This window comes from Dyadobacter endophyticus (assembly GCF_014641595.1).
Classification (GTDB): domain Bacteria; phylum Bacteroidota; class Bacteroidia; order Cytophagales; family Spirosomataceae; genus Dyadobacter; species Dyadobacter endophyticus.
In genome coordinates, this window is sequence record NZ_BMIA01000001.1 from 258520 (window position 1) to 281442 (window position 22923).

The window sequence follows — 22923 nt, forward strand, 5'->3', positions numbered from 1 at the left end:
ATGTCAGTAAGAACCATCGGGGGAAACCTACTCTTCTGGAAAATAAGTGGTGTTTTTGCGAGCCTGCTGATCATCCTGGGCATCATATTCGTCATGATCGCCTCCCGGTTTTCGAAGTCGTACTATATGACGGCCCATCAGCAGTTGTACGGCGGTATCGCCCAGCACCTGGCGACGTTTACGCAACCCATTAAAAACGGTAAGCCTGATACCACCGTCACCCACGACATCATTCATTCCACAATGGTCGCCAATCCGAGCGTGGAGGTTTACCTGCTGGATACGCTGGGGAATATCACGGATTACGTCGTACCCGAAGCGACCGTGCAGATGAAGAAGGTCGACATGGCAAAAATACAGGAATGGCTGGCGTCGGATGCCGGGAAGCCCATGGGCGACAACCCCAAACAGCCCGGTGAAGCCAGCATTTTCTCGGTAGCGCCGGTGCTGGAAAATGGCGTGAAGGTGGGGTATGTGTACGCTGTGCTCGCCAGCGAGCCCCAGAAGCAGATACTCGCCTCATTGACCGACGACCTGAATTTCAGATTGGCTGCCTACATATTTTTCGCCGCATTACTCGGGGCATTTGTCGTGGGCGTGGTGACGTTCTTTCTGATCACCGACAGCATTTGCAGCATTGCCGGTGTTGTGAAACGCTTTAAAGACGGCGATCACGCGGCTCGCGTACATGGGTACGCGAAAGGGAACCTGGGCGTGCTGACTTCCACATTCAACGATATGGCCGACGTGATCGTTGGTAACATCGAAAAGATCACCGCCACAGACCGGCTCCGGCAGGAGCTGATCGCCAACGTTTCGCATGATTTGCGGACGCCGCTTTCGATCATGCAGGGTTATGTGGAGACGATGATGATCAAGAAGGATACGCTTTCCGAGCAGGAAAAAGAACGGTATTTGTCCATTGTTCAGGATGGTACCCGGAAGCTTTCGGGGCTGGTGGACCAGTTGTTCCAGTATTCGAAGCTGGAAGCCAATGTGGTGTCGGTACAAAAAGAGGGGTTCCCGCTGGGTGAGCTGGTTTCGGATATACTAAGCTCCTATCAATTGAAGGCGGCGGAGCGGCGGATTCGGTTGTCGTTAGAGGCAGCTGATTCTTTGCCTCCGGTTTTTGCCGACATCGCATTAACTGAACGGGTGTTCCAGAACCTGCTCGACAACGCATTTAAATTCACGCCGGATGGTGGGCAGATTACCGTATATCTGGCCCAGGCCGCAAACGGCATCAAGATCAGGGTGGCCGATACAGGCGTGGGTATTGCGAAAGCTTATCAGGAGCAGATTTTCGAACGTTACAAACAGGCGGAAATGTATCCGTCGGGGCAAAAGGGGGCAGGTCTCGGTCTGGCGATCGTGCGGAAGATCCTGGAACTGCACCAAACGACGATCGAGGTGGTGAGTGATAGTGGCAAGGGTGCGACTTTTCAGTTTGTGATGTATCGGGAATAATTGTTAGTCCTAAGAATACCCTCCCTGAATTGATTCGTGCGGAGATAGCAGGGAGCCTTCTAAAAATGACGCAACTGAGTCTTGGGTGCTCACTTATGGGAAGGATCGTAGGCTACCTGAATAAGGATTCCCTTGGCAATGCTCCATTTAAGGAATCCAGAGAGCTTCAACTTCATTCCCGAAGATGAGAATAAAGGGAGCACTATTTCGAGCTATTACCATTACTCTTTTCAAGGTTAACCCCGACTTTTCAACAAAGCATATTGCGCCTTTTAAACAAAGTTAGCAATATGCCTTTAAACCGAATTTTGTTTCATCAAAATCAAAGAAGATGAACATGAATTCGAAAAATGAAAAATTAGTGCTGGTTACCGGTGGCTCCGGCTTTATTGCAGTGCACTGCATTCTCCAATTATTAAGTGCGGGTTACAAGGTGAGAACGACTTTGCGTTCCCTGAGCCGTCAGGATGACGTACGGTCGATGCTAAAAGAGGGTGGTATTGATGCAGGTGACCGTCTTACATTCACTGAGGCCGATCTATCTTCCGATACGCATTGGCCAGAAGCTATGAACGGTTGTACCTATGTATTGCATGTAGCTTCGCCCACACCAAAACTTAATTATAAACATGAGGATGAAATGATCATCCCGGCACGGGAAGGCGTGCTGCGGGTATTGCGGGCCGCAAGGGAGGCCGGTGTTAAACGCGTGGTATTGACCTCTGCCATAGGTGCGGTTGTGTACGGACATCCCAACCAGACCGAACCCTTTGACGAAGCGACCTGGACAGATACGGCTAATGCACCGGCATATCAGAAATCCAAAACCCTGGCGGAAAAAGCGGCATGGGAATTTATCGAAAAACAAGGGAATGGGTTGGAACTTGCTGCCATTAACCCCGCAACAGTTGTTGGGCCAGTATTGGGGCCCGATTATTCGCACTCCATATATCTGATCAAAAATCTGTTGACGGGCAAGATGCCAGGTTGTCCGAAGATTAATTCCGGTTTTGTAGATGTGCGGGATGTAGCCGATTTGCACCTGCGGGCGATGGAGCATCCTTCGGCAAACGGCGAGCGCTTTATTGCCACCGCAGGCGAAAGTATTTGGTTGGTGGCTGTGGCAAGAATACTTAGGGAGAACCTGGGCGCTGCTGCCAGTAAGGTCAAGGTTAGAGAGCTGCCCAGCATCTTACTGCGTATTGCAGCGCTAACAGACCCGATGGTCAGATCAATGATCCCGCTGTTAGGCAGGGTGATGAACGTCAGCAGCGCCAAAGCCATTAGTATGCTAGGCTGGTCGCCCCGTTCTACCGAACAGGCCGTGCTGGCCGCGGCGCAGAGCCTGATCCGTTTGCAGCTGCTCCACCCATAATTTGTAACTTTGTAAAGATGGAAGTAGCCGAAGTATTTATCGCTTGCAAGAAGCAGGCCCATTACAGCCGGGAACTGATCCTACCGCAACCGGCCCTGGTTCATATCGTTTCGGGTGAAATGCGGGTTGCGACCGCCGAGCGCAGCTATCATTTCTTCGCAGGCGACACCGTACTATTGCCCCGTAATCAGCTTGGCAGAATGAGCAAACTCCCATTGAACGCAGAGCCCTGCATCGCTATATCAGTGCTGTTTCGCAAGGAAAGGCTCCAACATTACTATTCAGCTAATGAATATAAATCAAATGCGCATCATAGCTGTGAGCTTAAAAAGTTCGGAGCGCATCCTTTACTGAAGAGCCTATTTAATTCGTTGCAGCCTTATTTTGAACTGACCGATGCTTTACCGGAAGACATTGCTGCTTTTAAGATCGAAGAAGCAGTTCGTATCCTTCGCGCCATTGATCCGGATGTAGATGAGCTGCTCGGGCAGTTTGACGAGCCGGGGAAGCTGGATTTGGCCGAATTCATGGAGCAGAATTATATGTTCAACCTGCCGCTGGAAAAATTCGGTTATCTGACCGGCAGAAGCCTGACCACATTTAAAAAAGATTTTAAACGCATTTTTCAGAATACCCCCGGCAGGTGGTTGACGCAGAAACGATTGGAGTTGGCCCATTATCAGATCTTCGAACAAAAAAGAAAGCCATCAGACGTTTACATAGAGACCGGGTTTGAAGATCTTTCACACTTTTCCTTTGCCTTTAAAAAGCATTTTGGTTATAGTCCAAACCAGCGTGAAGGCGAGTTAAGAAATCTCCAGACTTTACCCAACGGGACTTTGCCCGCCAGTTCCAGGTAATTAAACGGCAGTAGCCTAAACCACTGCCGTTCCCGTTAAACCTATTTCATTACAATAACTCACCCATCCCGAACACGGTCAATCCTTTGGCAAATTGTTCGGCTACGGCCTGGTTGGCGGCCTCAATGTAGTGGCCGGTGATGGGGTCAACCACGGTGCGTAATGGCCGGGTACCTTTCGGGGCGCCGATCAGTTTTACAATGGCGTCGGCCACGTCCTGCGGATTAGGTTTTTTGTCCTGCATCTCTCCGCCCAATGCGGCTACCATTTTGTTGGGTATATCGGCAATGGCACCGTATCCTTCGAATACCCCCTGATCGGATGCGGGGTTGTTTTTTTGCTGCATTTCGGTCGGGAAAGCGCCGGGCTCCAACAGGGCCACATCAATGCCTAAACGCTTTACCTCGTAATGCAGGCCCTCGCTTATTCCTTCCAGCGCAAATTTGGAGGCCGCATACACGGTAGCGAACGGGAACGATACCCGCCCGAAACCGCTGGTCACGTTAATGATCAGTCCGTCGGCCTGTTTGCGCATGGCGGGCAGCACCTGTTTGATCAGTCGCCAGGGCGCGTAAACGTTGATGTCAAAAGTGGTATGCACATCGGCAGTAGTAAAGCTCTCGGCCACACCAGTCATGCCGTAACCGGCGTTGTTTACCAATACATCGATAGTGCCTTCTTTGACCAAAATGGATTCAACGGCCTGTTTTACGCTCTGCTCGTCGGTCAGGGTAACGTCCAATACGGTCACGTTCTCCACGGCCGCAAGGGCCTGGGCTTTATCGGCATTACGGCCATCGGTATCGCGCATAGTGGCGTATACCTGATGTCCCGCGGCAGCTACGCTATGGGCGGCAAGCCAGCCAAAACCACTATTTGTTCCCGTTATTAATACGATCTTTTTGCTCATCTTTTTTACTTTTACATGAATAAGCAAAGGTTGAAAACGGCAACAACAAAGCATTTATCATTTGGTAAAAAGCGCCGCTAACGGATATTCCGGCGTATCCGGCTGAGCGATTGCTGGGTGATGCCCAGGTATGAGGCCACGTATGAAAGAGGGATGCGGTTGATCATGTTGGGAAACGCCTCAATGAACGAAAGATAACGCGTGGTGGCATCTTCTGAAACCAGCGGACTGCGCCGTTCCATGGCCAACGTAAGGCACTTTTTTACCATGTTGGCCTTCATCATTTCCCAGCCCACAATGGTGTCGGATATCTGGTCCCAGTTCTTTTTGTTGAAAACCAGAACCTTGCAGTCGGTTACGGCCTGCACATATTCGGACGCTACGATCTGCGATTCGAACTTTTGATTATCGACCACAAAGTTGCCTTCGTCCACAAAATAATTGGTGATTTCCTCGCCCTTGTTGTTGTAATAACAAAAGCGGAACACGCCTTCCAGCACGAACGCCACATACCGGGGCACCTTCCCGGCTTCCGAGAGGTAGTCGTCTTTTTTGAATTCAAGCATTTCAACCTTGCTTAGCAAAAACTCGATCTGCTGTTTGTTCAGGTCACCAAATTGCAGGATAAGATTTATGAGTGCTTCCATCACCTAAAAATAGTACACATGGGGGGGCATCCATTTATCATATGGTAAAAAATGAGGCAAGCCGGGCACATAACGATAGACAATGGAAGGCATAAGGACTGCCGTGACAGAGAGTCATTCAGATTTATTGGTAAGGGCTTGTAGTTTTAGATAAGTTACATAAGACGTAACAAGTATGGTCAAGACAATAAGGGGAGCGATGAAAACGGAAGCCGGATCGCCAATAGCAACGTGTGCAATGAGCGCAGACACGAAACTAATTGATAAACCAGTGTAAGCGACTTCCTTCGCTAAACGAAAAGGTATCCAAAGGGCGATAGCGGCAAGGCCTTTCGCGATTCCCAATTCTACCCTAAAGTAATCGGGAAAACCCAAATGTTGAAATCCCGCTTTTGTTGCTGGATTTACCAAATACGCATAGGTTGACAACGCCATTGCCAACGACAGCAATCCTGTCGAAACGTAGTAAGTGATTTTTATTTTATTCATAATAATAGCTTTTAATCAATAACAATACTTTCAAGACCTTTTTGCAACGCAGTTTCTTGAAGACCTGGAATTCTTTGTCCTTCCACACGAAACGTAGTAATGTCGGTAATGCCAAGAAAACCGAGTATGAATTTCAGATATGGGCTAACGAAATCAAACGACTGCATTACGCCTTGAGAATACACGCCGCTTGAAGCGATTGCGATATATGCTTTTTTGTTTTTCAAAAGGCCTTCAGGCATTCCGTCCTCTTTATAGCTAAAAGTTATTCCTGGTCTTGCAATGTGATCTAGATAGGCTTTTAATGTGGACGTTATCGCAAAGTTGTAAAATGGCGCACCAACAACATAGATATCCGCTTCTCGCATTTCCGCAATAGCTTCGTCTGAAATCTTTATCGCTTTTATTTGTTCAGGTGTGTGATTTTCGGCAGGCGTAAACCACGAACCAATTTGCAGTCCATCTAAATGTGGAAAGGATTCTTTTGCCAAATCTCTTTCTTTGACAAAACTGTTAGGGTATTTCGCTTGAATTTTCTCAATGATTACATTACCCAATTGTTTGCTGACTGAAGCCTCACCTTGTGGGCTTGTAATAATATGTAATACTTTTTTGCTCATTATTTTTTGTTTTTTAATGAAGCAAAATTACCTATGTTTGCTAACTAATAATTAGTAGTAAACAAAAGGTTAGTAGTAATATTTAGGTTACCTTATAAGATATGAAAGAAAGAACGCTGTATTCAGAAGAGCAATGCACGAGTCACATCAACGGAGTTGAAGACGCGCTGTATGTGGTAGGTGGTAAATGGAAATTGAGAATTGTTATTGCATTGGTCGGCGGACACACACGTTTCAACGAATTGCAACGAATAGTTAATGGCATTTCGGCAAGAGTGCTTTCCAATGAGTTAAAGCAATTAGAGTTAAACGGATTACTAAAACGGATGGTGCAAGCTGACCAAACCCCCGTCGTGGTAGAATACGTTCCTACGGAATATGCAAAAACACTCAAAGACGTTTTTGCTGTATTAGCAGACTGGGGACAAAAACATAAAAAGAAAATTACCGCTAAATGATAATATTTAGTCTCGACGGGCAACCGGCTGACATCACCGTACGGTTGTCAAACAGAAATTAACCAGCATTCAACGGCCCGTTTACCTGCTCATGGGGAGAATGGCTGAACCCGAAGAAGTTGCTGACCTGGCAGTCTTCGGAAGCTGTTTGACCATATCAGTTGAAGGACTGCCGAAAATCCAATGGGCTTTGTTTGGTCTTGCTTTTAAATAGTTTATTGAAAGACTGAGGATGCTCGAAACCCAGCTGATAGGCGATCTCACTGACAGACATCGTCGTTGTAGATAATTTTTCTTTGGCCTTCTCGATCAGTTTTTCGTGGATGATCTGCTGCATCGTCTGGCCGGTCAGTTGTTTCAGCAGGCTACTTAAATACTTTGAGGATATGTTCAAAGCATCGGCAAAGTATGCTACGGTTGGCAGTCCTTCGGAAAGCAGGGCTTCGTTGTTTAAATAGGTTGTTACGATCTCTTCGACCTGGTTTAGGACCTGGTGGTTGGTGATCTTTCGGGTGATGAACTGACGCTGGTAAAAGCGCTCGGCGTATTTGAGCAAGGTCTCCAGGTGCGAGATAATAATGTCCTGGCTGAATTTATCCATATTGGAATAATATTCAGCTTTAATGTTTTCGATCAGGTCATTGATCACTATTTCTTCCTTGTCTGAGAGGAATAGCGCTTCACTGGTGGCATAGCTAAAGTATTCGTACCGCTTGATCTTGGCAGCAAGCGATGTGTTCCAAAGAAAGTCGGGGTGTACGAATAGCATCCAGCCCTCCAGAGCCTCGGGTACACCATTCTCTTCGCCGCGCAAGATCTGGCCGGGAGACAAAAAGGCCATGAGCCCTTCATCAAAGTCGTATTTCTGTTGCCCGTAATGTAAGCCGTCACACCCTCTTTTCATAGATATTACATACAAATCGAAAATGACCGCCTCTATACCTGTATCATTCTTCAGGCCTTTCAGGTCGACGATGCTGATCAGCGGGTGATGGGGTTTAGGGAGCCTCATCAAACGGTGTATCTCCGTGATGGAGCTGATCCGGTAGGGTTTGCTGTTTGCCATCCTGTGAGCTATTTAAATTTAAACGGATACCATCATCTTAACGGACTCGGGATTGTTTTTGTAATTCAGGGTATCCCAGGCGTGTCTGAAACTGAGCGATACCGAAATGAGCAGCAGCAGCGCGGAAGCTATGTTTTTGATCATGGTTCATATCTGATATTTATGATTGATTATTCAGTTTTTTGAATTTCTCAAATTCCCTGTGTCCGATTTTTATCAATTGATTGGGCATCAAGCGGCTTAAAAATTTGATCACATTCACCAGCAGTGGCTTAATCTCGGGTGTGTCGTTCAAAAGTCCTTTGATGGCTACACCGACGAGTTTATCCACATCCATCATTTGGCTGGGATTAGGTGGCAGCACCCAATCATTCTGAAGATTGGTGTTCACGCCCGGAGGGACCAGTTCGAATACCTTGACACTGGTTTTGTTTAATTGCAGGCGAAGGGCAAGGGAGTAAGCATGAACCCCTGCTTTTGAAGCGCTGTAAACCGGAGCCGTTGAGTAAGGCATAAAAGCAATGGCAGAGGAAACATTCACAATCGCCGCAGAAGGTCTGCTGATCAGGTGCGGTAGAAATTGATGAACCATCCGGATCGTTCCCGTAAGATTGATATCTATCTCACGGGTTATGTTTTCGAGGTCCTTACTGGCGTCCTGAATGTCGAGCAACCGCATTTCACCTGCATTGTTAACGATCATATTCAGATCAGGAAATTGTTGTGTTACCTCTTTATACAGGCGCTCAATATCCTGCGGATCGCTTACATCGCTCTGAAAGGCGTGTATTTTGGGGAAACGCCTTTTGGTATCATTCAAGGCGTCTTGTTTACGACCTGTGACGATGATTGTTGACCCTTGCCGGGTAAGTTGCCTGACAAGTTCCAAACCTATACCGCTGGTTCCTCCTGTGATCAGGATGGTGCTATTCTTTAAGTCCATATTTTTCTTGCTGTTGTTGATGCAAAGTTCAGCAAATGTCAATTAGCGGATGTATCCAAAAGTCGCCAGGTTGTAGTGAAAAGGAAGATTAAGAGCTTCTGTTTCCATCCGTCGATGTCCAGGTTCGGGATTGCTGCTGATTTTGCCTTGATAATTAATGAGACAATAGGCTGCTCAGGCAGATCATATTCCTTTTGGCTACATCAAAAGGCGTTTAGGCTAATTCCGCTTTTTATTCCTGCTGCAATTTTGTGCAAACGAAATCAGGATAAAATGAAACAAAGAAGCAAGATGAAGCTCCATGTGCTGACCCTACTTTTCAGTATTGCGAGCTTGGCGTCATTCGCGCAGGCGACAGGGAATTTCAAAGGTAAAATTTTGTATCAATCCACCAAACAGCCCGTTATCGGCGCCACTGTGCAGATCGATCATTCACAATTCGGGGCGACCACCGATACATCGGGGATATTTACACTCAATAATATCCCAGCCGGTACTTATGCGGTAACGATTTCTTATATCGGTTTTCAGACCAAGAATATCAGTGAAGTAGTCATCACACCGGGTAAAACCTATTATTCCGAATTAGAAATCCTGGAAGCGGTGGCCAACTTAAACGAGGCGACGGTCCGCGCATTTAAGGGAGAAAACAATCTTTTGACTCCAGTCTCCACTTTTTCCTATTCGAGGGAAGAAATTTTCAGAAATCCGGGTGCCCAAGGCGACATTATGCGGGCTTTGGGAAGCCTGCCGGGTGTGGTAAGCAGCGGGGCCCAATTTTCTGCTATCGCCGCAAGAGGGCAGGGGACTCAGGACAACGTTTACATGGTCGATGATATACCGATGTTCAACTTGTCGCATTTGGAGGCGGAGGGTTTCAACTCTGGTTTTAACGACCCTAATGGCGGACGGTTTAGCATTTTTGCACCCAGGATCATTGATAACGTACAATTTCAGAATGGCGGCTTCGATGCGGTGTATGGCCGAAAATCTTCGTCCTATCTCGCGCTTGGCATCAAGGAAGGGAATAAAGAAACCTGGTCATTTGCCGGACAGTTCGATTTGCTGGGGGCTACTTTGATTGCCGATGGCCCGATCTCTAAAAAGACAAGTGTATTCGCCTCGGGAAGGTATCAGAATTTTGCATTGCTGCAAAGGGTTTTGGATCTGCAAAATCCGGTGAGTATCGGCTTTGGCGATTACCTGATTAAAACGACAACAGAGCTCAATGCAAAAAATAAACTTTCATTTATTGCCATGTATAATCCGGAAAGGCCAAGGCGGAGCATTGAAGATATCGATCCAAACTACAATATTAATGATGACAACAGTGGCGGCACGATGCTCTTTAATCACAGGGGTAGCAAGACGCTGGTCGGACTGAATCTGAGGACCCTGATCGATAGCAAAAGTTACATCAAGAACGTCCTTTATTTCCGTACATCGAGGGTGGATAACAACTTTGGCAATTTCACGCCATCCCTGAATGAAGAAGGCATGGTCCTGAACCCAAGACATGGCAGATACGAAGACGATCTCAGGCGGATCAAGAACAACCAGGCAGAAATGGGTTACCGCTCGGTTTATACCAAACGCTTCAATAAAGTCACCTTTACCGCAGGGATAGATGCGGCCATGGTAAACCTGGATTATGAACGGGCCCTTAAACGGGTAGATACGGTCTACACTTTCCGCCGTACCGATCCAAGACCAGGTGCTGGCCAGTATTATCAGATACTGAATCCGGCACAGTACAATTCAGATTTCGATAACAGTGCCTTCAATGGTTCGGGCTACGTAGCGGTATCATGGAAAATTGCTGATGGCTTTACCCTGAACCCAAGCATTCGCTACGATTACACGGGCTTCACAGAGCAGCATACCGTTTCGCCAAGGCTGAGCGGGAGCATTCTGTTGGGGGATAAACAGAGCGTCAATTTTGCTTCCGGTATCTACTTTCAGGATGCTGCTTTCTCCGATCTGGCAGGTCAGAGCGCTGCCAATAAGCTGAAAAATGAACGGACTTTTCAAAACATTGTAGGCTACAAATACCAATTTTCAGGCGATCTGAAACTGGTCGTGGAAGGTTGGCATAAACAGTTCGACGACGTGGTTGTCCAGCCCAACCGGGTGCAGAGCTACCTTAATAATAATGGCACGGGTTACGCATACGGCGCTGACGTGAGCCTTACCAAAAGACTTTCACAAAGCTGGTACGGTACTGTCAGCTACTCATATATGGAAAGCAAACGGGATGATCATAACGGTCAAGGCCGATACGACTACACCTTTAGCGTACCACACAACTTTTCATTGCTAGGCAGCTACAAGCCTAATAACAAATGGATCTTCTCAGGTAAATTCCGGTACAGTACCGGCCGTCCTGCCGATGTGTATACCCTTCACTCCAATGTGCTCGGCGATCCTGATATGCTGCGTTATTCGCAGGAAATCACGGAGATTAATGGCAGAAGACTACCTGATTATGTCAGCCTGGACGTTCGCGTCGATTACAATGTGCCTTTGAAAAGAGGAATGTTCTCCGCTTTCGTAGACCTTGCTAACATCAACAACCAGTTTAATGTGAATTCCGAGGTATTCATTCCCAATACCGGAAACGTGTACAGGGTCGGCCTGGGGATGTTTCCAACATTTGGGGTAAGGGTTGAACTATAAATAACATGCCTATATACGTGGTTGGAGAAAAGTTACCCTTTTAGCGACCTTACTATTTGTAAGCATTGTGTTACACACTTGCCGCCCTGCCACTCGCGCGCATCTCTGATAGGGGTGGTGCAAAAAAAGTACTGGTTTGTTGTATCGCAAACAAAAAAATAGCTGGCATTTGATTTACCATTAATTGTATTTATAAAATCTCTCCAATGAAAATAGTAAGTGTGATACTTATTCTGGCATCCGCATTTTTGAGCGTCAAACATGGCTGGGATGCGTTTCAGCCGCCAAGTCCGGAGCAGGCAAAAATGATGGGCAACCTGGGCGTTACCGAGTCTATCATGCCGTATTTCGGCGTGTTTTCAATCATCATTGGCTTGATGTTGTTATTTCCGCAAACCTTTTTTCTTGGTAATGTACTTAATGCCGTTACCATTGTTCTGATCATGGCTTTGTCTTTACGAGCGGGCGACTTTAAAACCGCTTTGATGGAAATCCCTTTTCTGGCCTTGCCTTTGTTATTGATCTGGTTCAGATATCCTTTCAAATTCTAAGAAAAATATGATGAATGCACCGATTAGAATAAGTTCCATCTCTCAGGCCCATAAGATGCAGGGGTTCGCACCGCCGCCGCATCCCATGATCAGCATTATCGAATGCGGCCAGCTAAAAGACAGTCCTGGCATGAGCGTCGTGCTGGATTTTTATATGATTTCGATCAAACGGAATTGTAACAACCTGATATATGGGCAGCAGAAATACGATTTTGACGAGGGCTTTATGGCCTTTGTGGGACCTAACCAAATTTTAAGCGGGCAAGAGCATGCCCCCGGGTATGAACCCAAAGGATGGATGCTGTTTGTGCACCCAGATTTCTTCTGGGGAACACCGCTTGCCAAAAAGATTAAGCAGTACGAATTTTTTAATTACTCGGTAAAGGAAGCCTTGTTTTTATCGGACAAAGAGGAAAAGGTGATGAACGAAATCGTTGCAAATATTATCCACGAATGCAACGGGAATATCGACCCGTTCACCCAGAACATCATCGTATCGTACTTGGAGACCCTGCTCAATTACTCTGAACGCTTTTACCAGCGACAGTTCATTACCCGGAAGATCACCAACCACCAGATCCTTGATCGGCTCAATGATTTATTGAACAATTATTTTGAAAGTGATGATCTGGTGACCAACGGCTTGCCGACAGTAGAGTTTATTTCCGAGGCGCTTCACGTTTCACCAGGTTATTTGAGGAGTTTGCTTAAAAATTTGACCGGACTAAGCACGCAACAGCACATTCACGAAAAGCTGATTGATAAGGCCAAGGAAAAACTGTCTACGACCACCTTGTCGGTCAGAGAGATTGCCTATGGCCTGGGCTTTGAGCACCCGCAATCGTTCAACAAGCTTTTTAAGAGCAAAACCAAAGTTTCTCCTTTGGAATTCAGGGCGTCGTTCAACTGATGATCTTTGATGAGACGCCAATGTGAATTACAGACTGAATTTCTATGTTGGATCTTTCTGCTTTTGCTGCTGACGGGCTGCGGCAGCTTCGAATTTAGTCCCAACCAGGTCAGCGACAAGGACTCGCCCAGAGATCTGAATTCGAAAAATCTGATCAAGCTATTTGCTAACCCGACCGACGATACGGTAACTGTTGTTTTCGTCGGTGATTCGCAGCGCTGGTATGATGAACTCGACCGGTTTGTAGAAAAGGTAAATACACTGGATGATGTCGACCTGGTTCTCCTTGCAGGCGACGTCTCGGATTTTGGCCTTTTACAGGAGTTTGAGTGGGTGACTGGCCGGTTGGGCCATTTGAAAAAACCATACATCGGCGTAGTCGGAAACCACGACCTGATTGCGAATGGCGAGAAAGTATTTACAAGAATGTTTGGACCGACCGATTTCTCGTTCGTATATGACAGCGTCAAATTTATCTGTCATAATACAAATAGCCTGGAATACTCAAATCGTAAAGTACCGGACATGACCTGGCTTTCCCGGGAATTGTCCGGTACAGAAGATGCTGCGTATATTGTGACCGTTTCTCATGTCCCACCATTCAGCCCGCTGGAATTTGATCGTGAGCTGGCTGAGTCGTACCCATTATTATTAAGCCGAACGCCAAAAATGTTGCTGTCACTTCATGGGCATGTTCACCAGCATCTGGATTTTTACCCATTTGAGGATGGTATCAGGTATATGACCAGCTATGCTTTTAACCAGAATGCTTTTGTACTGCTTAAAATGGTAAACGGAAGAGTCTTCAAATCGATAGTGGGATACTAGAATGAAACCGAAAGTATGGGTAATGCTTGCGCTGCTGATCGGATCAGCAGATCGGAATTGCTGTGCGCAATTTCTGAAAAATTTAGTACCTGATCACTTAGGGGTTCAATATGCAGGGAGCATCGGGTGGGTCAGTGTGGGCACCGGTTACGACTTATTTCGCAGCCGGATACGGACCGGCCTGCATTACGGCTATTTACCCAAGGATTTTGGTGGGGAGTTGCACATACTTTCCGCCTCGGTTTATTGCCAGCCATTGAAGATAAAGGTGGCCAAAGCCTTTACTATTCATCCGCTGGATATTGGAATAAAATCCGCGTACCATTTTGGCGACCAGTTTTATCTCAACTGGCCCGAACGCTTTCCCCGGGGTTATTATTGGTGGAAGTCTGCGCTCCGGCTTCATTTGGCCACAGAGTCCTCTGTTACCCGTGAATTGAAAAACGCAGGTAGCATAAAAGCGGTAACCGGATATATCGAGTTAAATACCAATGATCTGTATCTGGTCAGCTATGTGCTCAATCCAACGGTACTGGCAATCACAGATATCATCAAGATTGGATGTGGGATCAGGATCCATTTTTAAAGCCATCCGTTTTGGCTACAACAAAAGGTGTTTAGACTAATTGCGCCAACTGTATATACAGCACTTTTGTATCGTTCCCGCGACCGGCGAAGTTGAAGAAGTCGCGACCGCACACACCTTGTTGCCATAGTCTCACGAAGTGCTTTTAAAAGTCGATGAAATCTTTACTTTAAAAACATGAAAATAGCGCTCAAAATTAATACCGAAGCCAGCACATTTGAAGCGGATCCTGATATGCCTCTCTTGTGGCTTATCAGGGACGAAGCGAAGTTAAAAGGAACCAAGTTTGGGTGTGGTAAAGGAATATGCGGCGCTTGTTCGGTTCATATAGACGGAGAATTGGTTCGCTCATGCCTGTATCCGGCACATATGGCCCATGAAAAAGCGGTGACCACCATTGAGGGTTTGTCAAAGGGGCAGGATCGCCTGCACTTCGTACAGCAGGCATGGTTGGAAGTGCAGGTGCCGCAATGTGGATATTGTCAACCCGGATTTATGATGGCTGCTGCCGATTTTCTGAAAAGACACAAAAACCCTACGGAAGAAGATATTCAAAACAGCATTTCCAACATTTGCCGTTGCGGGACCTATCCGCGCATTATCAAAGCGATTCTCCTGGCTGCCCAAACAAAAAATCATGAAAGTATCGACTGAAAAGCCAAAAAAGGGATTTTCCAGAAGGAAATTTCTGGCCCGTTCCGGTGCAACAATACTCGGGTCGGTTGCCTTACTTTATTTTGGACGGTCCAGAGTTCGCGGTGCGCTGAGCAATTTGGCCGCTGGTATGAAGTTTGACTCCGGCGTCACTGATTTTGATCCGACGGTGTGGTTTGAGGTTAATGCCGACAATACCATCACATTGAAGTCTCCGAAAGTAGAAATGGGGCAGGGTATTTTTACAGGTTTTGCTATCCTGGCGGCCGAAGAACTCGATGTAGACTTTGCCGGTATCAAGGTCGTTCATGCATCGACGTTATCGGGCCCGCAAAGCACCGCGAGCACCGGAATGAGCAACAGCACCGCTTCTTTGTACACTGGTATCAGAGAAGTGGCTGCCACATTGCGGGAAACCTTAAAACTGGCCGCATCGAAGTTATGGGGCGTTCCAATAACCACTTTGCAAACTGCCGATGGTGTGATCACATCCGGAAGCCATCGGGCGACTTATGCAGAAATAGCGCAGCAAACCAAAAAATGGAAGCTGGCTCAAACTCCTGCTTTACGTCCGGCATCCACTTTTAAACTGATCGGTAAGGAGCACAAACGGGTCGATGCCGAGGAAAAAGTATTGGGCAAAGCAGTTTATGGAATTGATACGGACATTCCCGGAATGCTTTACGGTTCCGTTTTGTATTGTCCGTACTTTGGCGGTGAGGTAAAAACGGCGGATACCTCGCGTGCCTCAGATAGCCCTGGCGTCTTAAAGATTGTTCAGGATAAGCAGTGGATTGGTGTGGTGGCGAGAACAAGGTATGCAGCGGAGCAAGCTGTCTCAAAAATTGAAGTCTCCTGGGCTTTTGAACCAAATTATTCAACAAGGGACGCAATTGAGGCTATTACGGTAGGCAATGGAGTGGCAGTAGTTATGCAAGACGAAGGCGATGCTACGGTCGACTCAAAAAGTGAACGGATGATCGGTGAGTACCGGACCCCGCTTGGCTATCATGCGTCCATGGAACCCAGTGTAATGATTGCAGATGTATCTGGCGAAACCGTAACATTATATGCCTCTACACAGAATTCAGCTTTCATGCGCGAAACTATTGCCGCTGAAACTGATTTCAAAGAGGAAAATATTGAAATTATTCCAAGATTCATCGGAGGAGGATTTGGACGTAGGGGATACAAACACAATGGAATTGAGGCTGTCAAACTTTCCAAAGCTGCGGGTAAGCCGGTACACCTGCTTTATACCAGGCAACAGGAATTTCAAAACGGACATGTAAGGCCCAACACGCATCATATCATTCACGGCCAATTGGATACAAACGGTAAAGTTTCGGTTTTACAACATGAATTTGCGACTGGCTCTATGGCATTCTTAGCTGTTCCCATCGCAAAAACCATCATTGGAGCCGACTTCCCGGCGGCGGGTCACGGAGCCAGGATTCCCTATACCATTCCAAACAAAACCACCAAAATATGGGGCGGTGATCTCCCTTTTCAGACCGGTTTGTGGCGGGGTGTAGGCATGTTTGCCAATACATTTGCTATGGAAAGCTTTATGGATGAAATGGCAGAGAGGGCAGGCGTTGACCCCTTAAAATTTAGAATTGAACATTGCGGCAACACTGAACTGCTGCAACGCCGTAAAAAGTTGTTATTGAAGCTTGGAGAAGAGGGCGGATGGAATACACCTAAAACTGATTCGCTTGGTCGGGGCATAGCGGTCTGTGAGGACCGGGGTACCATATCGGCGGCGTTGGTTGAGGTACAAATTATAGATAAAAAAATAAAGGTCACAAGAGTCGTCCAAGCCATTGATGCGGGAATAATCGTAAATCCAAACGGTGTCAGACAGCAGGTAGAGGGAGCCACGATCATGGCCATCAGCGCTGCCATTTATGAAGAGGCTACGATTGAAAACAGTCAGTTTGTGCAAACAAATTTTGTTGATTATCAGGTAGCTACGCTCAGGGATACGCCTCAAATCGAGGTGATCATCCAGGGAAGTCTGGAATTGCCCTCTGGTGTGGGAGAACCTCCAATTTCGCCTGTGGCGCCCGCTATTGCTAATGCTATTTACAATCTATCCGGGATACGTCTAAGATCGCTTCCATTGCAGGCCGCATTGGAGGCTCATTACCGGGATTCAGAAAAATAGAATAGTTAATCAACACTAATCTGATGGCAATGGAGTGATTTAGCTCTCCAGGTTTCCTGGTGGCTTTGTGTAGGTACAGTTAAAATAAAGGTGGGAGTTTATGACTTCCACCTTTATAGTTGATTTAGTCATTGACAGCAAAGCATCAACGCCTATAAAAACTCCGTTATTTTGCCCTTTGCGGAAGCATGTTCCGGTAGTAGCGACTTTCAGTTAAACAATTGAACAAACTTCTGATATCCAGGCTGCATCATCGGCGGGTAAATCACTTGACCGTAGAGACAATACGTTCCTGCAACGGAAGGGGCACGCGACGATTGTCCAGCATTATAATGTGGTGAACCCTTTTCTTGTCGTCATGAGCTGGAAAAAGGAATGGCTAAATTAACCATTCCCATTTATCCTGTAATTCTCAACGACTGTATCAAATCATCAACTATTTCCAGGTGATAGCTCAATATAATAGGGCTTCCGTCAAATTTTCCCGAAGCCTCCGCCTTTAAAATGCTTTCCGTTCCTTTTTCTTCATAGCTGACAGGCTGCATGGTAGCCTCGTATCGCGCGTTGGCATCCGCAATCCAAAGTTCTATCTCTTTCCGTCCTGTGTGCGTTTTGCCTTCATCATAGACTACGGCTGTTTCAGAAAAACAATTTGAGTAAGCAACGCTATCAAAGGCGTTTTGTGTCTTTACTAAGTCTGATACTACCTTCGGTAAGTTCATATTTTTTATGTAAGGATATTAAATGGTTGGTACTGTGCCGCCGTCAATGACAAAATTTGTTCCTGTTAAATAATTGGCTCTTGGTGAAACCAAAAAGCCAACCAATTCGGCTACTTCTTCCGGTTTGGCGGGCCTGCCGTAAGGTATCCCACCCAATGCATCTACGACACCTTGCTGAGCTTCTTCAACAGTACTATTAGCGTTTCTTGCGATCTCGCCCAACCAGGCTATCGATGCAGTAGTATTTATCCATCCTGGTGAAACAGTCAGCACGCGGACACCTTTTGGCGTAACTTCATTCGATAAGCTTTTACTGTAATTGATCAACCCTGCTTTTGCAGCTGCATATGGCAACGTAGAATCGTACAGCGGCAATATGGCTTGTATGGAAGCTATGTGAATAATAACACCGCTTTTCCGATCGATCATTTGCGGCAAAAATCCTCTGTCAAGCCGGACAGGAGCAAGTAAATTAGCTTGCAGAGTTGATATCCAATCCTGATCATTCAATGCTGAAAAACCACCGGCGGGTGTTGATGAACCACCCAGATTGTTTACAAGGATATCCAGCCTACCATAAGTTGATAGCACCTCGCTTATCACCTTTTGTGATCCTTCTGCCTTACTTAAATCCGAAGGAATGAAATGAAAATTGCTGTTTTCCTGTTCCGGTGCGTTTCTTGCGGTAATAATAACCGTTGCACCAGCTTGTACAAGCCTTTCTGCAATTGCCTTTCCGGCCCCTTTTGTACCTCCTGTTACCAAGGCGATCTTGCCTGATAGCTCATTGTTGAACTTAAACTGTTCCATCTATTGTCCTACTTTTAAGAATTGATTATAGGACAAAATTGACGTATAAAAGAAGTTGAGACAAGTACGGCATTACGATTCATATAGGGATAAATTATTCTCCTATTGTCCAAATCGGAACATACGCTTATGTTTGCATTATGTATGAGAGAAAAACGATACCGAACTTGAATTGTGGACTTGATCTGATAGGTGAGGTCCTTTACGGCAAATGGAAAATCCGTTTGCTGTGGTTTATCAATGAGGGTCATAAACGCCCAAGCGAATTGCAGCGCAAAATCCCCGACGCTTCACGCAGGGTTTTGAATATTCAGTTGAAAGAATTGGAGGAACATGAACTGATTACGAGAAAAATTTATCCCGTTGTACCGCCAAAAGTAGAATACAGCCTTACCGATTTTGGTAAGACGATGATCCCTGTGATTGCCGCATTAGGGCAATGGAGTAATGAACATGAAGACCGTTTACGGGATGTAATTTTAAGACATGCTGTAAATTCCGATTTGGACGTACCCATAGTAAGTTAATCTGTATATCAGTACAATAGCTCTAATCTTTGAGTTTCTATACTACGAGGTATGTATATGTGGACAGACTTGAAGTAGGCAATAATCTTCTTCGCTAAACGATCTATTTATTTTTTAAAGTTAATGCAACCAACTATTTGTTAGCAGCGGACGGTCCCGTTTTTTTCAATTAACTCGGTTGGCCTAAGGCCAAATGTTTTTTGAAGGTGAATGAGAAGTGCGACAGATTTTCAAAACCGACTTCCAGATAAATTTCCGAAGGCCGCATCTCCCTTTTTGAAATCAGATAATGTGCTTGCTCCAAATGCTTGTGTTAAAACCACTTTTCGGGCGTCGTTTCAAAAATCTTTGTAAAATCCCGTTTGAGTGTCGACAGGCTGCGACCCGTGAGTTGGGGCATCCAATGGCAGCCTGATTACTACCAGACAGTTTATGGCTATTTCCAGGCTGCCGTTGCGAAAAAAGCCCCGGATAATTCATCATCGAGAATGCCAAGCTGTTGTCCGCTTTCTAAGGCCATTGATCAATTAAATCTGCATCTACGTAAATCATTTTTGGGGGGTAACCAAAAACAGTGCTGTTTTAGTGCCAAATCAGGACACCAAATGAAGCTGTCTAAAAAAATACCGACCCTCATCTTGTCACTAGGACTGACTGTGCTTAGCTCCGTCTGGATTGCCGGGAATGCCCAGGGTGATCACCCCGCCAAAGGCGAACTGGTGACCCAAAATTTGATTTCAGAGATATTGAAGGAGAACAAGATCGGTATAAATCCCGAACGAAACCTGAAAGTATATCTCCCAACGGGCTACCACAGTTCTACCAGACGTTACCCGGTTGTGTATTTGCTTCACAATATCTTCTGGAACAATGACCGCATGTTTGAGGATGGACGGATTATGGAGCTGATCGACAGTGCTTTCGGTAGTGGTCTTGTCGGGGAGTTTATTCTGGTCGCCCCAGACTATCGCACGGTAACTACCGGAAGCATTTACGATAATTCGCCGGTAAGCGGCCGGTGGTTGGATTACACGACCGAGGAAGTCATACCACTGATCGACCGAAAATTCCGGACAATCGCCAAAAGTGAAAGCAGGGCTGTGATCGGCGAGATGATGGGCGGCAGAGGTGCTTTGAAGTTTGCGATGGCGCGACCGGATGTGTTTGGCTTGGTCTACGCAATGCACCCTGTCGCAACCGGCATGGGTGAGCTTCCATGGAGTTATTCACAGATCGACTGGAAAAAGATTTATGATCAAAAAACAACTTCGCCGGCAAGCCTGGACGGAATTGCACAAATCTTTGTTGCTGTCTGCCAGACTTATCTTCCCAACCCTGACCGACCGCCATACTATTGTGACTTTTTTATGCAGCCCGAAGGGAATACGTTCATACCCAATCCTATTAATATGGCCAAGGCAAGGCGCGGCTTTATCATTGGGGAGTCGTTGGATGAATACACAGATAACCTGAAAAAGCTCCGAGGGCTGGCCTTTGATTGGGGAAGGTTTGATGCCATCTACGCACATGTGGATTCCAATCGTGAGCTCAGCAGAAAATTGCAGGACCTGGGTATTACCCATCAGGCGGAAGAGTATGCCGGCGGGCCGAACGAAAATACGTGGAGCCAGGGGGGGAGGTTTTATCAACGCGTGTTGCCTTTTTTGGCGGCCAAAATGGACTTTGGGGAGAAATAGTAGGAGCGTTTGTATCGAACCGAAATCAAATTGATTCATTTCATTCGGAATTCGCATGGAGAGAGTCTGTGTGAAAGCCGAATCTTGGTCGGAAAACAGATTCTGTAAGGCTAACATAAGTGAGCACAAAAAGCATATTTTTCTATCCAATGAACTGGGTGAAGTCGGAACTGTTCGGAATTTCCGAACAGTTCCGACTATAAGCAACGAAGTGTTGACATGCCAACAAAAAATCTCGTCACCAGCATACTATCGATGCATTTGATCAAGCTTTTTTAGAGAACTAACTAGGTATTCTGAAGCTGTTTGAGCCGGCCCTGATAAGCCTGCAGGTAATTTCGTTTTGTTGTCTGGTCAAGGAATGATGCAAAAATTAACTGCTCCACTTGTTCGGATCCGCTGAGCATACGTGAAACTATTCCGTCCAATACTTTCGAATTAATTCCTGCTATCCGAGCTAGTAAGACAAATTGCTGTATCACCGTACCCTGGGCTAGTTTTTTGGGTAAAAGGCCGTCGTCCAGTGCAAAATCTTTATCGCCGATATGTATACGGCTATTGAGCAAATCATAAGCTGGACTCAAACGATAATCTCCCTGATCTGTTTCAAGCAATGAGAAGTTTTTGAAATGCGCATCACCGTTAGAGAATAAATAGTTGAACATTACTGTGCGGAGCAATTTTGGTGATTCGACTGTGTAGGCGGGAACAAACTTTTGCATCAGCTCAAAAATATCTAGATAATTTCCTAAATATTTATAGTGTTCTCCATGGGTTTGGGGCGTGCGTCCCGCCAGTGATGCAAAATCATCTTGCGCACGTTTCCTGCCATCAGCAAGCCTGTCAAATCGTTTCGTAATGTAGGCCTGGGCTCCGTCCGCAAAAAAGATCAATGCGTTCTCCGCTGTTTCGATACCATAAACCTGCCTGGCGATCTGCATAGTCAGATGTTCGTTGGCCGGCATCTGATCTGGCCGGCGACCGGCGGACGGTATCGGCTTTAAAATATAAGTTCCTTGCTCACCTTCTTCGATCAATCGTAGCTTATTCTTATCAAGGGTTACAGAAAACTTTTCCTGAACACCCGATATTGAGATCCGCTTGCGGTTTTCTTCAAAAAGTTCATCGGTATCTTGATTGGTCGTCGGCGAACGATAACTCAGGATATGGCTTACACGCTTACCATCGAAGACCCGCTTTAGGCAATTTTTGCTATAAGTGTCATAGCCCGGCGCCAATGTGCCTGGGCAAAATTTAATATCCGGTAAGCTCATTGCTTTTCGATTTTAATAATTGTCACAGCTCCAATCGTGTCGCTTTTTGCAGTCGTGAGCAGCAAGCCAAAGTAGTCGTTTTGATCTATTCGGTTTAGGAGACATACCAATTGTTTATTGGAGCCTTCCGGTAACATGTTATAGAAAAAAGGGAATAAGTATTCAGACTGATAGGCTTCAATCGTTTTTGGTAAAGTCAGACTGATAGCAGGTTTCGAACTTTCTTCTACCCATTCTTTGTGGTACTGGAACTCAAACGTACCGTTGTCATCTTGTGATAGAATACCAGCCTCTTCTCCCCTGAAAAGAACTTTTGCAGCTCTCATGGATTAATTGTTTTTTTTACGCTTAGCGTGATTTCAAGGCCTAGGGCGTCACACAGCTTTTTCAGTGTTGATAAAGTAGGGTTGCCTCTGCCAGACTCAAATTTTTTTAAAGCGCCCAGCGCTACACCAGATAAGTCGGAAAGTGCTTTTTGCGTAACCTGCAGTGATTCCCGCCTTGCTTTGATCGCCTCTATGATAGATAAAAAGTGCATTATAGTGTTCTTTTTTGTGTAAAGGTATTGTTTTTTTGCGAGTTCTCTATAAAAAGTACATTATGATGTACTTTTGTGAAGTGAGCTGATCTGAGGTAGAGCATTAGTCGAAAAAGTACACTAAAATATACTTTTTTAAAAGGTC

Annotated in this window: 25 protein-coding genes; 13 read left to right on the forward strand and 12 right to left on the reverse strand. The window is 46.0% G+C overall.

The genetic code is table 11. The features are described 5' to 3' along the window. From IEY24_RS01180 to IEY24_RS01190, 3 genes are all read left to right on the forward strand, one after another. Nucleotides 1–1467, forward strand: a complete 1467-nt coding sequence (locus IEY24_RS01180) for a HAMP domain-containing sensor histidine kinase (protein WP_188927857.1) — start codon at nt 1–3, stop codon at nt 1465–1467. Between the two features lie 337 nt (nt 1468–1804). After that, on the forward strand, nt 1805–2842 hold the full coding sequence (locus IEY24_RS01185) for an SDR family oxidoreductase (RefSeq protein WP_229221114.1): 1038 nt from the start codon (nt 1805–1807) through the stop codon (nt 2840–2842). A gap of 17 nt (nt 2843–2859) precedes the next feature. Continuing rightward, the gene (locus tag IEY24_RS01190; RefSeq protein ID WP_188927861.1) at nt 2860–3702 is read left to right on the forward strand and encodes a helix-turn-helix domain-containing protein; all 843 of its coding nucleotides are present in this window, start codon (nt 2860–2862) and stop codon (nt 3700–3702) included. Nucleotides 3703–3751: 49 nt separating this feature from the next. On the opposite strand, the gene IEY24_RS01195 is transcribed toward IEY24_RS01190, so the two are convergent. The 4 genes from IEY24_RS01195 to IEY24_RS01210 all read right to left on the reverse strand — a co-directional run bounded on the left by IEY24_RS01195 (nt 3752) and on the right by IEY24_RS01210 (nt 6368). Next, nucleotides 3752–4612, reverse strand: a complete 861-nt coding sequence (locus tag IEY24_RS01195) for an SDR family oxidoreductase (RefSeq protein WP_188927863.1) — start codon at nt 4610–4612, stop codon at nt 3752–3754. Nucleotides 4613–4689: 77 nt separating this feature from the next. After that, nucleotides 4690–5259, reverse strand: a complete 570-nt coding sequence (locus IEY24_RS01200) for a Crp/Fnr family transcriptional regulator (protein WP_188927865.1) — start codon at nt 5257–5259, stop codon at nt 4690–4692. Nucleotides 5260–5373: 114 nt separating this feature from the next. Beyond that, nucleotides 5374–5748 (reverse strand): DoxX family protein, encoded by a 375-nt coding sequence (locus IEY24_RS01205; RefSeq protein ID WP_188927867.1) that lies wholly within the window; start codon nt 5746–5748, stop codon nt 5374–5376. Nucleotides 5749–5759: 11 nt separating this feature from the next. Then, nucleotides 5760–6368, reverse strand: coding sequence for an FMN-dependent NADH-azoreductase (locus tag IEY24_RS01210; RefSeq protein ID WP_188927869.1), 609 nt, complete (start codon nt 6366–6368; stop codon nt 5760–5762). Nucleotides 6369–6469: 101 nt separating this feature from the next. On the opposite strand from IEY24_RS01210, the gene IEY24_RS01215 reads away from it, so the two are divergent. Next, a complete protein-coding gene (locus tag IEY24_RS01215) occupies nt 6470–6826 on the forward strand; it encodes a winged helix-turn-helix transcriptional regulator (protein WP_188927875.1) in 357 nt (118 codons plus the stop codon). 157 nt (nt 6827–6983) lie between these two features. On the opposite strand, the gene IEY24_RS01220 is transcribed toward IEY24_RS01215, so the two are convergent. From IEY24_RS01220 to IEY24_RS01225, 3 genes are read right to left on the reverse strand one after another with little or no spacing between them, the layout of a single operon-like run. Then, entirely contained in the window at nt 6984–7892 is a 909-nt protein-coding gene (locus IEY24_RS01220) for a helix-turn-helix domain-containing protein (protein WP_188927877.1), read from the reverse strand. A gap of 18 nt (nt 7893–7910) precedes the next feature. Next, nucleotides 7911–8036 carry a hypothetical protein gene (locus IEY24_RS32920; protein WP_262892313.1) on the reverse strand — a complete coding sequence of 42 codons (126 nt, stop codon included), beginning with the start codon at nt 8034–8036 and terminating at the stop codon, nt 7911–7913. A gap of 16 nt (nt 8037–8052) precedes the next feature. Then, on the reverse strand, nt 8053–8835 hold the full coding sequence (locus IEY24_RS01225) for an SDR family oxidoreductase (protein WP_188927879.1): 783 nt from the start codon (nt 8833–8835) through the stop codon (nt 8053–8055). 273 nt (nt 8836–9108) lie between these two features. Between IEY24_RS01225 and IEY24_RS01230 the strand changes: the two genes are divergently transcribed. From IEY24_RS01230 to IEY24_RS01260, 7 genes are all read left to right on the forward strand, one after another. Then, nucleotides 9109–11511 (forward strand): TonB-dependent receptor, encoded by a 2403-nt coding sequence (locus IEY24_RS01230; protein WP_188927881.1) that lies wholly within the window; start codon nt 9109–9111, stop codon nt 11509–11511. 206 nt (nt 11512–11717) lie between these two features. Then, nucleotides 11718–12062 carry a DoxX family protein gene (locus IEY24_RS01235; RefSeq protein WP_188927883.1) on the forward strand — a complete coding sequence of 115 codons (345 nt, stop codon included), beginning with the start codon at nt 11718–11720 and terminating at the stop codon, nt 12060–12062. Nucleotides 12063–12069: 7 nt separating this feature from the next. Continuing rightward, nucleotides 12070–12972: a helix-turn-helix domain-containing protein gene (locus tag IEY24_RS01240; RefSeq protein WP_188927885.1), complete on the forward strand. Its 903-nt coding sequence runs from the start codon at nt 12070–12072 to the stop codon at nt 12970–12972. Between the two features lie 9 nt (nt 12973–12981). Continuing rightward, nucleotides 12982–13800 (forward strand): metallophosphoesterase family protein, encoded by an 819-nt coding sequence (locus IEY24_RS01245; protein WP_188927887.1) that lies wholly within the window; start codon nt 12982–12984, stop codon nt 13798–13800. 1 nt (nt 13801) lies between these two features. After that, nucleotides 13802–14386, forward strand: a complete 585-nt coding sequence (locus tag IEY24_RS01250; protein ID WP_188927889.1) for a hypothetical protein — start codon at nt 13802–13804, stop codon at nt 14384–14386. Between the two features lie 177 nt (nt 14387–14563). Continuing rightward, on the forward strand, nt 14564–15040 hold the full coding sequence (locus tag IEY24_RS01255; protein WP_188927891.1) for a (2Fe-2S)-binding protein: 477 nt from the start codon (nt 14564–14566) through the stop codon (nt 15038–15040). Then, a complete protein-coding gene (locus tag IEY24_RS01260; RefSeq protein WP_188927893.1) occupies nt 15024–17210 on the forward strand; it encodes a xanthine dehydrogenase family protein molybdopterin-binding subunit in 2187 nt (728 codons plus the stop codon). Before IEY24_RS01255 ends, IEY24_RS01260 begins: the two co-directional genes overlap by 17 nt. Nucleotides 17211–17608: 398 nt before the next feature. On the opposite strand, the gene IEY24_RS01265 is transcribed toward IEY24_RS01260, so the two are convergent. Beyond that, the gene (locus tag IEY24_RS01265; protein ID WP_188927895.1) at nt 17609–17932 is read right to left on the reverse strand and encodes a nuclear transport factor 2 family protein; all 324 of its coding nucleotides are present in this window, start codon (nt 17930–17932) and stop codon (nt 17609–17611) included. Between the two features lie 18 nt (nt 17933–17950). Beyond that, nucleotides 17951–18742 carry an SDR family oxidoreductase gene (locus IEY24_RS01270; RefSeq protein ID WP_188927897.1) on the reverse strand — a complete coding sequence of 264 codons (792 nt, stop codon included), beginning with the start codon at nt 18740–18742 and terminating at the stop codon, nt 17951–17953. A gap of 140 nt (nt 18743–18882) precedes the next feature. On the opposite strand from IEY24_RS01270, the gene IEY24_RS01275 reads away from it, so the two are divergent. Together IEY24_RS01275 and IEY24_RS01280 are read left to right on the forward strand one after the other, a co-directional pair. Next, nucleotides 18883–19269 carry a winged helix-turn-helix transcriptional regulator gene (locus tag IEY24_RS01275; RefSeq protein ID WP_188927899.1) on the forward strand — a complete coding sequence of 129 codons (387 nt, stop codon included), beginning with the start codon at nt 18883–18885 and terminating at the stop codon, nt 19267–19269. A gap of 605 nt (nt 19270–19874) precedes the next feature. After that, a complete protein-coding gene (locus tag IEY24_RS01280; protein WP_188927901.1) occupies nt 19875–20966 on the forward strand; it encodes an alpha/beta hydrolase in 1092 nt (363 codons plus the stop codon). Nucleotides 20967–21253: 287 nt separating this feature from the next. Here the strand turns inward: IEY24_RS01280 and IEY24_RS01285 are convergent, their stop codons facing one another. Genes IEY24_RS01285 through IEY24_RS01295 form a run of 3 tightly spaced genes read right to left on the reverse strand, consistent with a single transcriptional unit; the run spans nt 21254 to nt 22778 of the window. After that, a complete protein-coding gene (locus IEY24_RS01285; protein WP_188927903.1) occupies nt 21254–22240 on the reverse strand; it encodes a HipA domain-containing protein in 987 nt (328 codons plus the stop codon). Continuing rightward, nucleotides 22237–22566, reverse strand: a complete 330-nt coding sequence (locus IEY24_RS01290; protein WP_188927905.1) for a HipA N-terminal domain-containing protein — start codon at nt 22564–22566, stop codon at nt 22237–22239. The genes IEY24_RS01285 and IEY24_RS01290 overlap by 4 nt, the downstream gene beginning before the upstream one ends. Beyond that, on the reverse strand, nt 22563–22778 hold the full coding sequence (locus IEY24_RS01295) for a helix-turn-helix domain-containing protein (RefSeq protein ID WP_188927908.1): 216 nt from the start codon (nt 22776–22778) through the stop codon (nt 22563–22565). Before IEY24_RS01295 ends, IEY24_RS01290 begins: the two co-directional genes overlap by 4 nt. Between the last annotated feature and the right edge of the window lie 145 nt (nt 22779–22923).

Bases quoted from the DNA above. Each gene is read 5' to 3' on its own strand.
- IEY24_RS01180 (WP_188927857.1), top strand. From the start codon at position 1: ATGTCAGTAAGAACCATCGGGGGAAACCTACTCTTCTGGAAAATAAGT.
- IEY24_RS01185 (WP_229221114.1), top strand. From the start codon at position 1,805: ATGAATTCGAAAAATGAAAAATTAGTGCTGGTTACCGGTGGCTCCGGC.
- IEY24_RS01190 (WP_188927861.1), top strand. From the start codon at position 2,860: ATGGAAGTAGCCGAAGTATTTATCGCTTGCAAGAAGCAGGCCCATTAC.
- IEY24_RS01195 (WP_188927863.1), bottom strand. From the start codon at position 4,612: ATGAGCAAAAAGATCGTATTAATAACGGGAACAAATAGTGGTTTTGGC.
- IEY24_RS01200 (WP_188927865.1), bottom strand. From the start codon at position 5,259: ATGGAAGCACTCATAAATCTTATCCTGCAATTTGGTGACCTGAACAAA.
- IEY24_RS01205 (WP_188927867.1), bottom strand. From the start codon at position 5,748: ATGAATAAAATAAAAATCACTTACTACGTTTCGACAGGATTGCTGTCG.
- IEY24_RS01210 (WP_188927869.1), bottom strand. From the start codon at position 6,368: ATGAGCAAAAAAGTATTACATATTATTACAAGCCCACAAGGTGAGGCT.
- IEY24_RS01215 (WP_188927875.1), top strand. From the start codon at position 6,470: ATGAAAGAAAGAACGCTGTATTCAGAAGAGCAATGCACGAGTCACATC.
- IEY24_RS01220 (WP_188927877.1), bottom strand. From the start codon at position 7,892: ATGGCAAACAGCAAACCCTACCGGATCAGCTCCATCACGGAGATACAC.
- IEY24_RS32920 (WP_262892313.1), bottom strand. From the start codon at position 8,036: ATGATCAAAAACATAGCTTCCGCGCTGCTGCTGCTCATTTCGGTATCG.
- IEY24_RS01225 (WP_188927879.1), bottom strand. From the start codon at position 8,835: ATGGACTTAAAGAATAGCACCATCCTGATCACAGGAGGAACCAGCGGT.
- IEY24_RS01230 (WP_188927881.1), top strand. From the start codon at position 9,109: ATGAAACAAAGAAGCAAGATGAAGCTCCATGTGCTGACCCTACTTTTC.
- IEY24_RS01235 (WP_188927883.1), top strand. From the start codon at position 11,718: ATGAAAATAGTAAGTGTGATACTTATTCTGGCATCCGCATTTTTGAGC.
- IEY24_RS01240 (WP_188927885.1), top strand. From the start codon at position 12,070: ATGATGAATGCACCGATTAGAATAAGTTCCATCTCTCAGGCCCATAAG.
- IEY24_RS01245 (WP_188927887.1), top strand. From the start codon at position 12,982: ATGAGACGCCAATGTGAATTACAGACTGAATTTCTATGTTGGATCTTT.
- IEY24_RS01250 (WP_188927889.1), top strand. From the start codon at position 13,802: ATGAAACCGAAAGTATGGGTAATGCTTGCGCTGCTGATCGGATCAGCA.
- IEY24_RS01255 (WP_188927891.1), top strand. From the start codon at position 14,564: ATGAAAATAGCGCTCAAAATTAATACCGAAGCCAGCACATTTGAAGCG.
- IEY24_RS01260 (WP_188927893.1), top strand. From the start codon at position 15,024: ATGAAAGTATCGACTGAAAAGCCAAAAAAGGGATTTTCCAGAAGGAAA.
- IEY24_RS01265 (WP_188927895.1), bottom strand. From the start codon at position 17,932: ATGAACTTACCGAAGGTAGTATCAGACTTAGTAAAGACACAAAACGCC.
- IEY24_RS01270 (WP_188927897.1), bottom strand. From the start codon at position 18,742: ATGGAACAGTTTAAGTTCAACAATGAGCTATCAGGCAAGATCGCCTTG.
- IEY24_RS01275 (WP_188927899.1), top strand. From the start codon at position 18,883: ATGTATGAGAGAAAAACGATACCGAACTTGAATTGTGGACTTGATCTG.
- IEY24_RS01280 (WP_188927901.1), top strand. From the start codon at position 19,875: ATGAAGCTGTCTAAAAAAATACCGACCCTCATCTTGTCACTAGGACTG.
- IEY24_RS01285 (WP_188927903.1), bottom strand. From the start codon at position 22,240: ATGAGCTTACCGGATATTAAATTTTGCCCAGGCACATTGGCGCCGGGC.
- IEY24_RS01290 (WP_188927905.1), bottom strand. From the start codon at position 22,566: ATGAGAGCTGCAAAAGTTCTTTTCAGGGGAGAAGAGGCTGGTATTCTA.
- IEY24_RS01295 (WP_188927908.1), bottom strand. From the start codon at position 22,778: ATGCACTTTTTATCTATCATAGAGGCGATCAAAGCAAGGCGGGAATCA.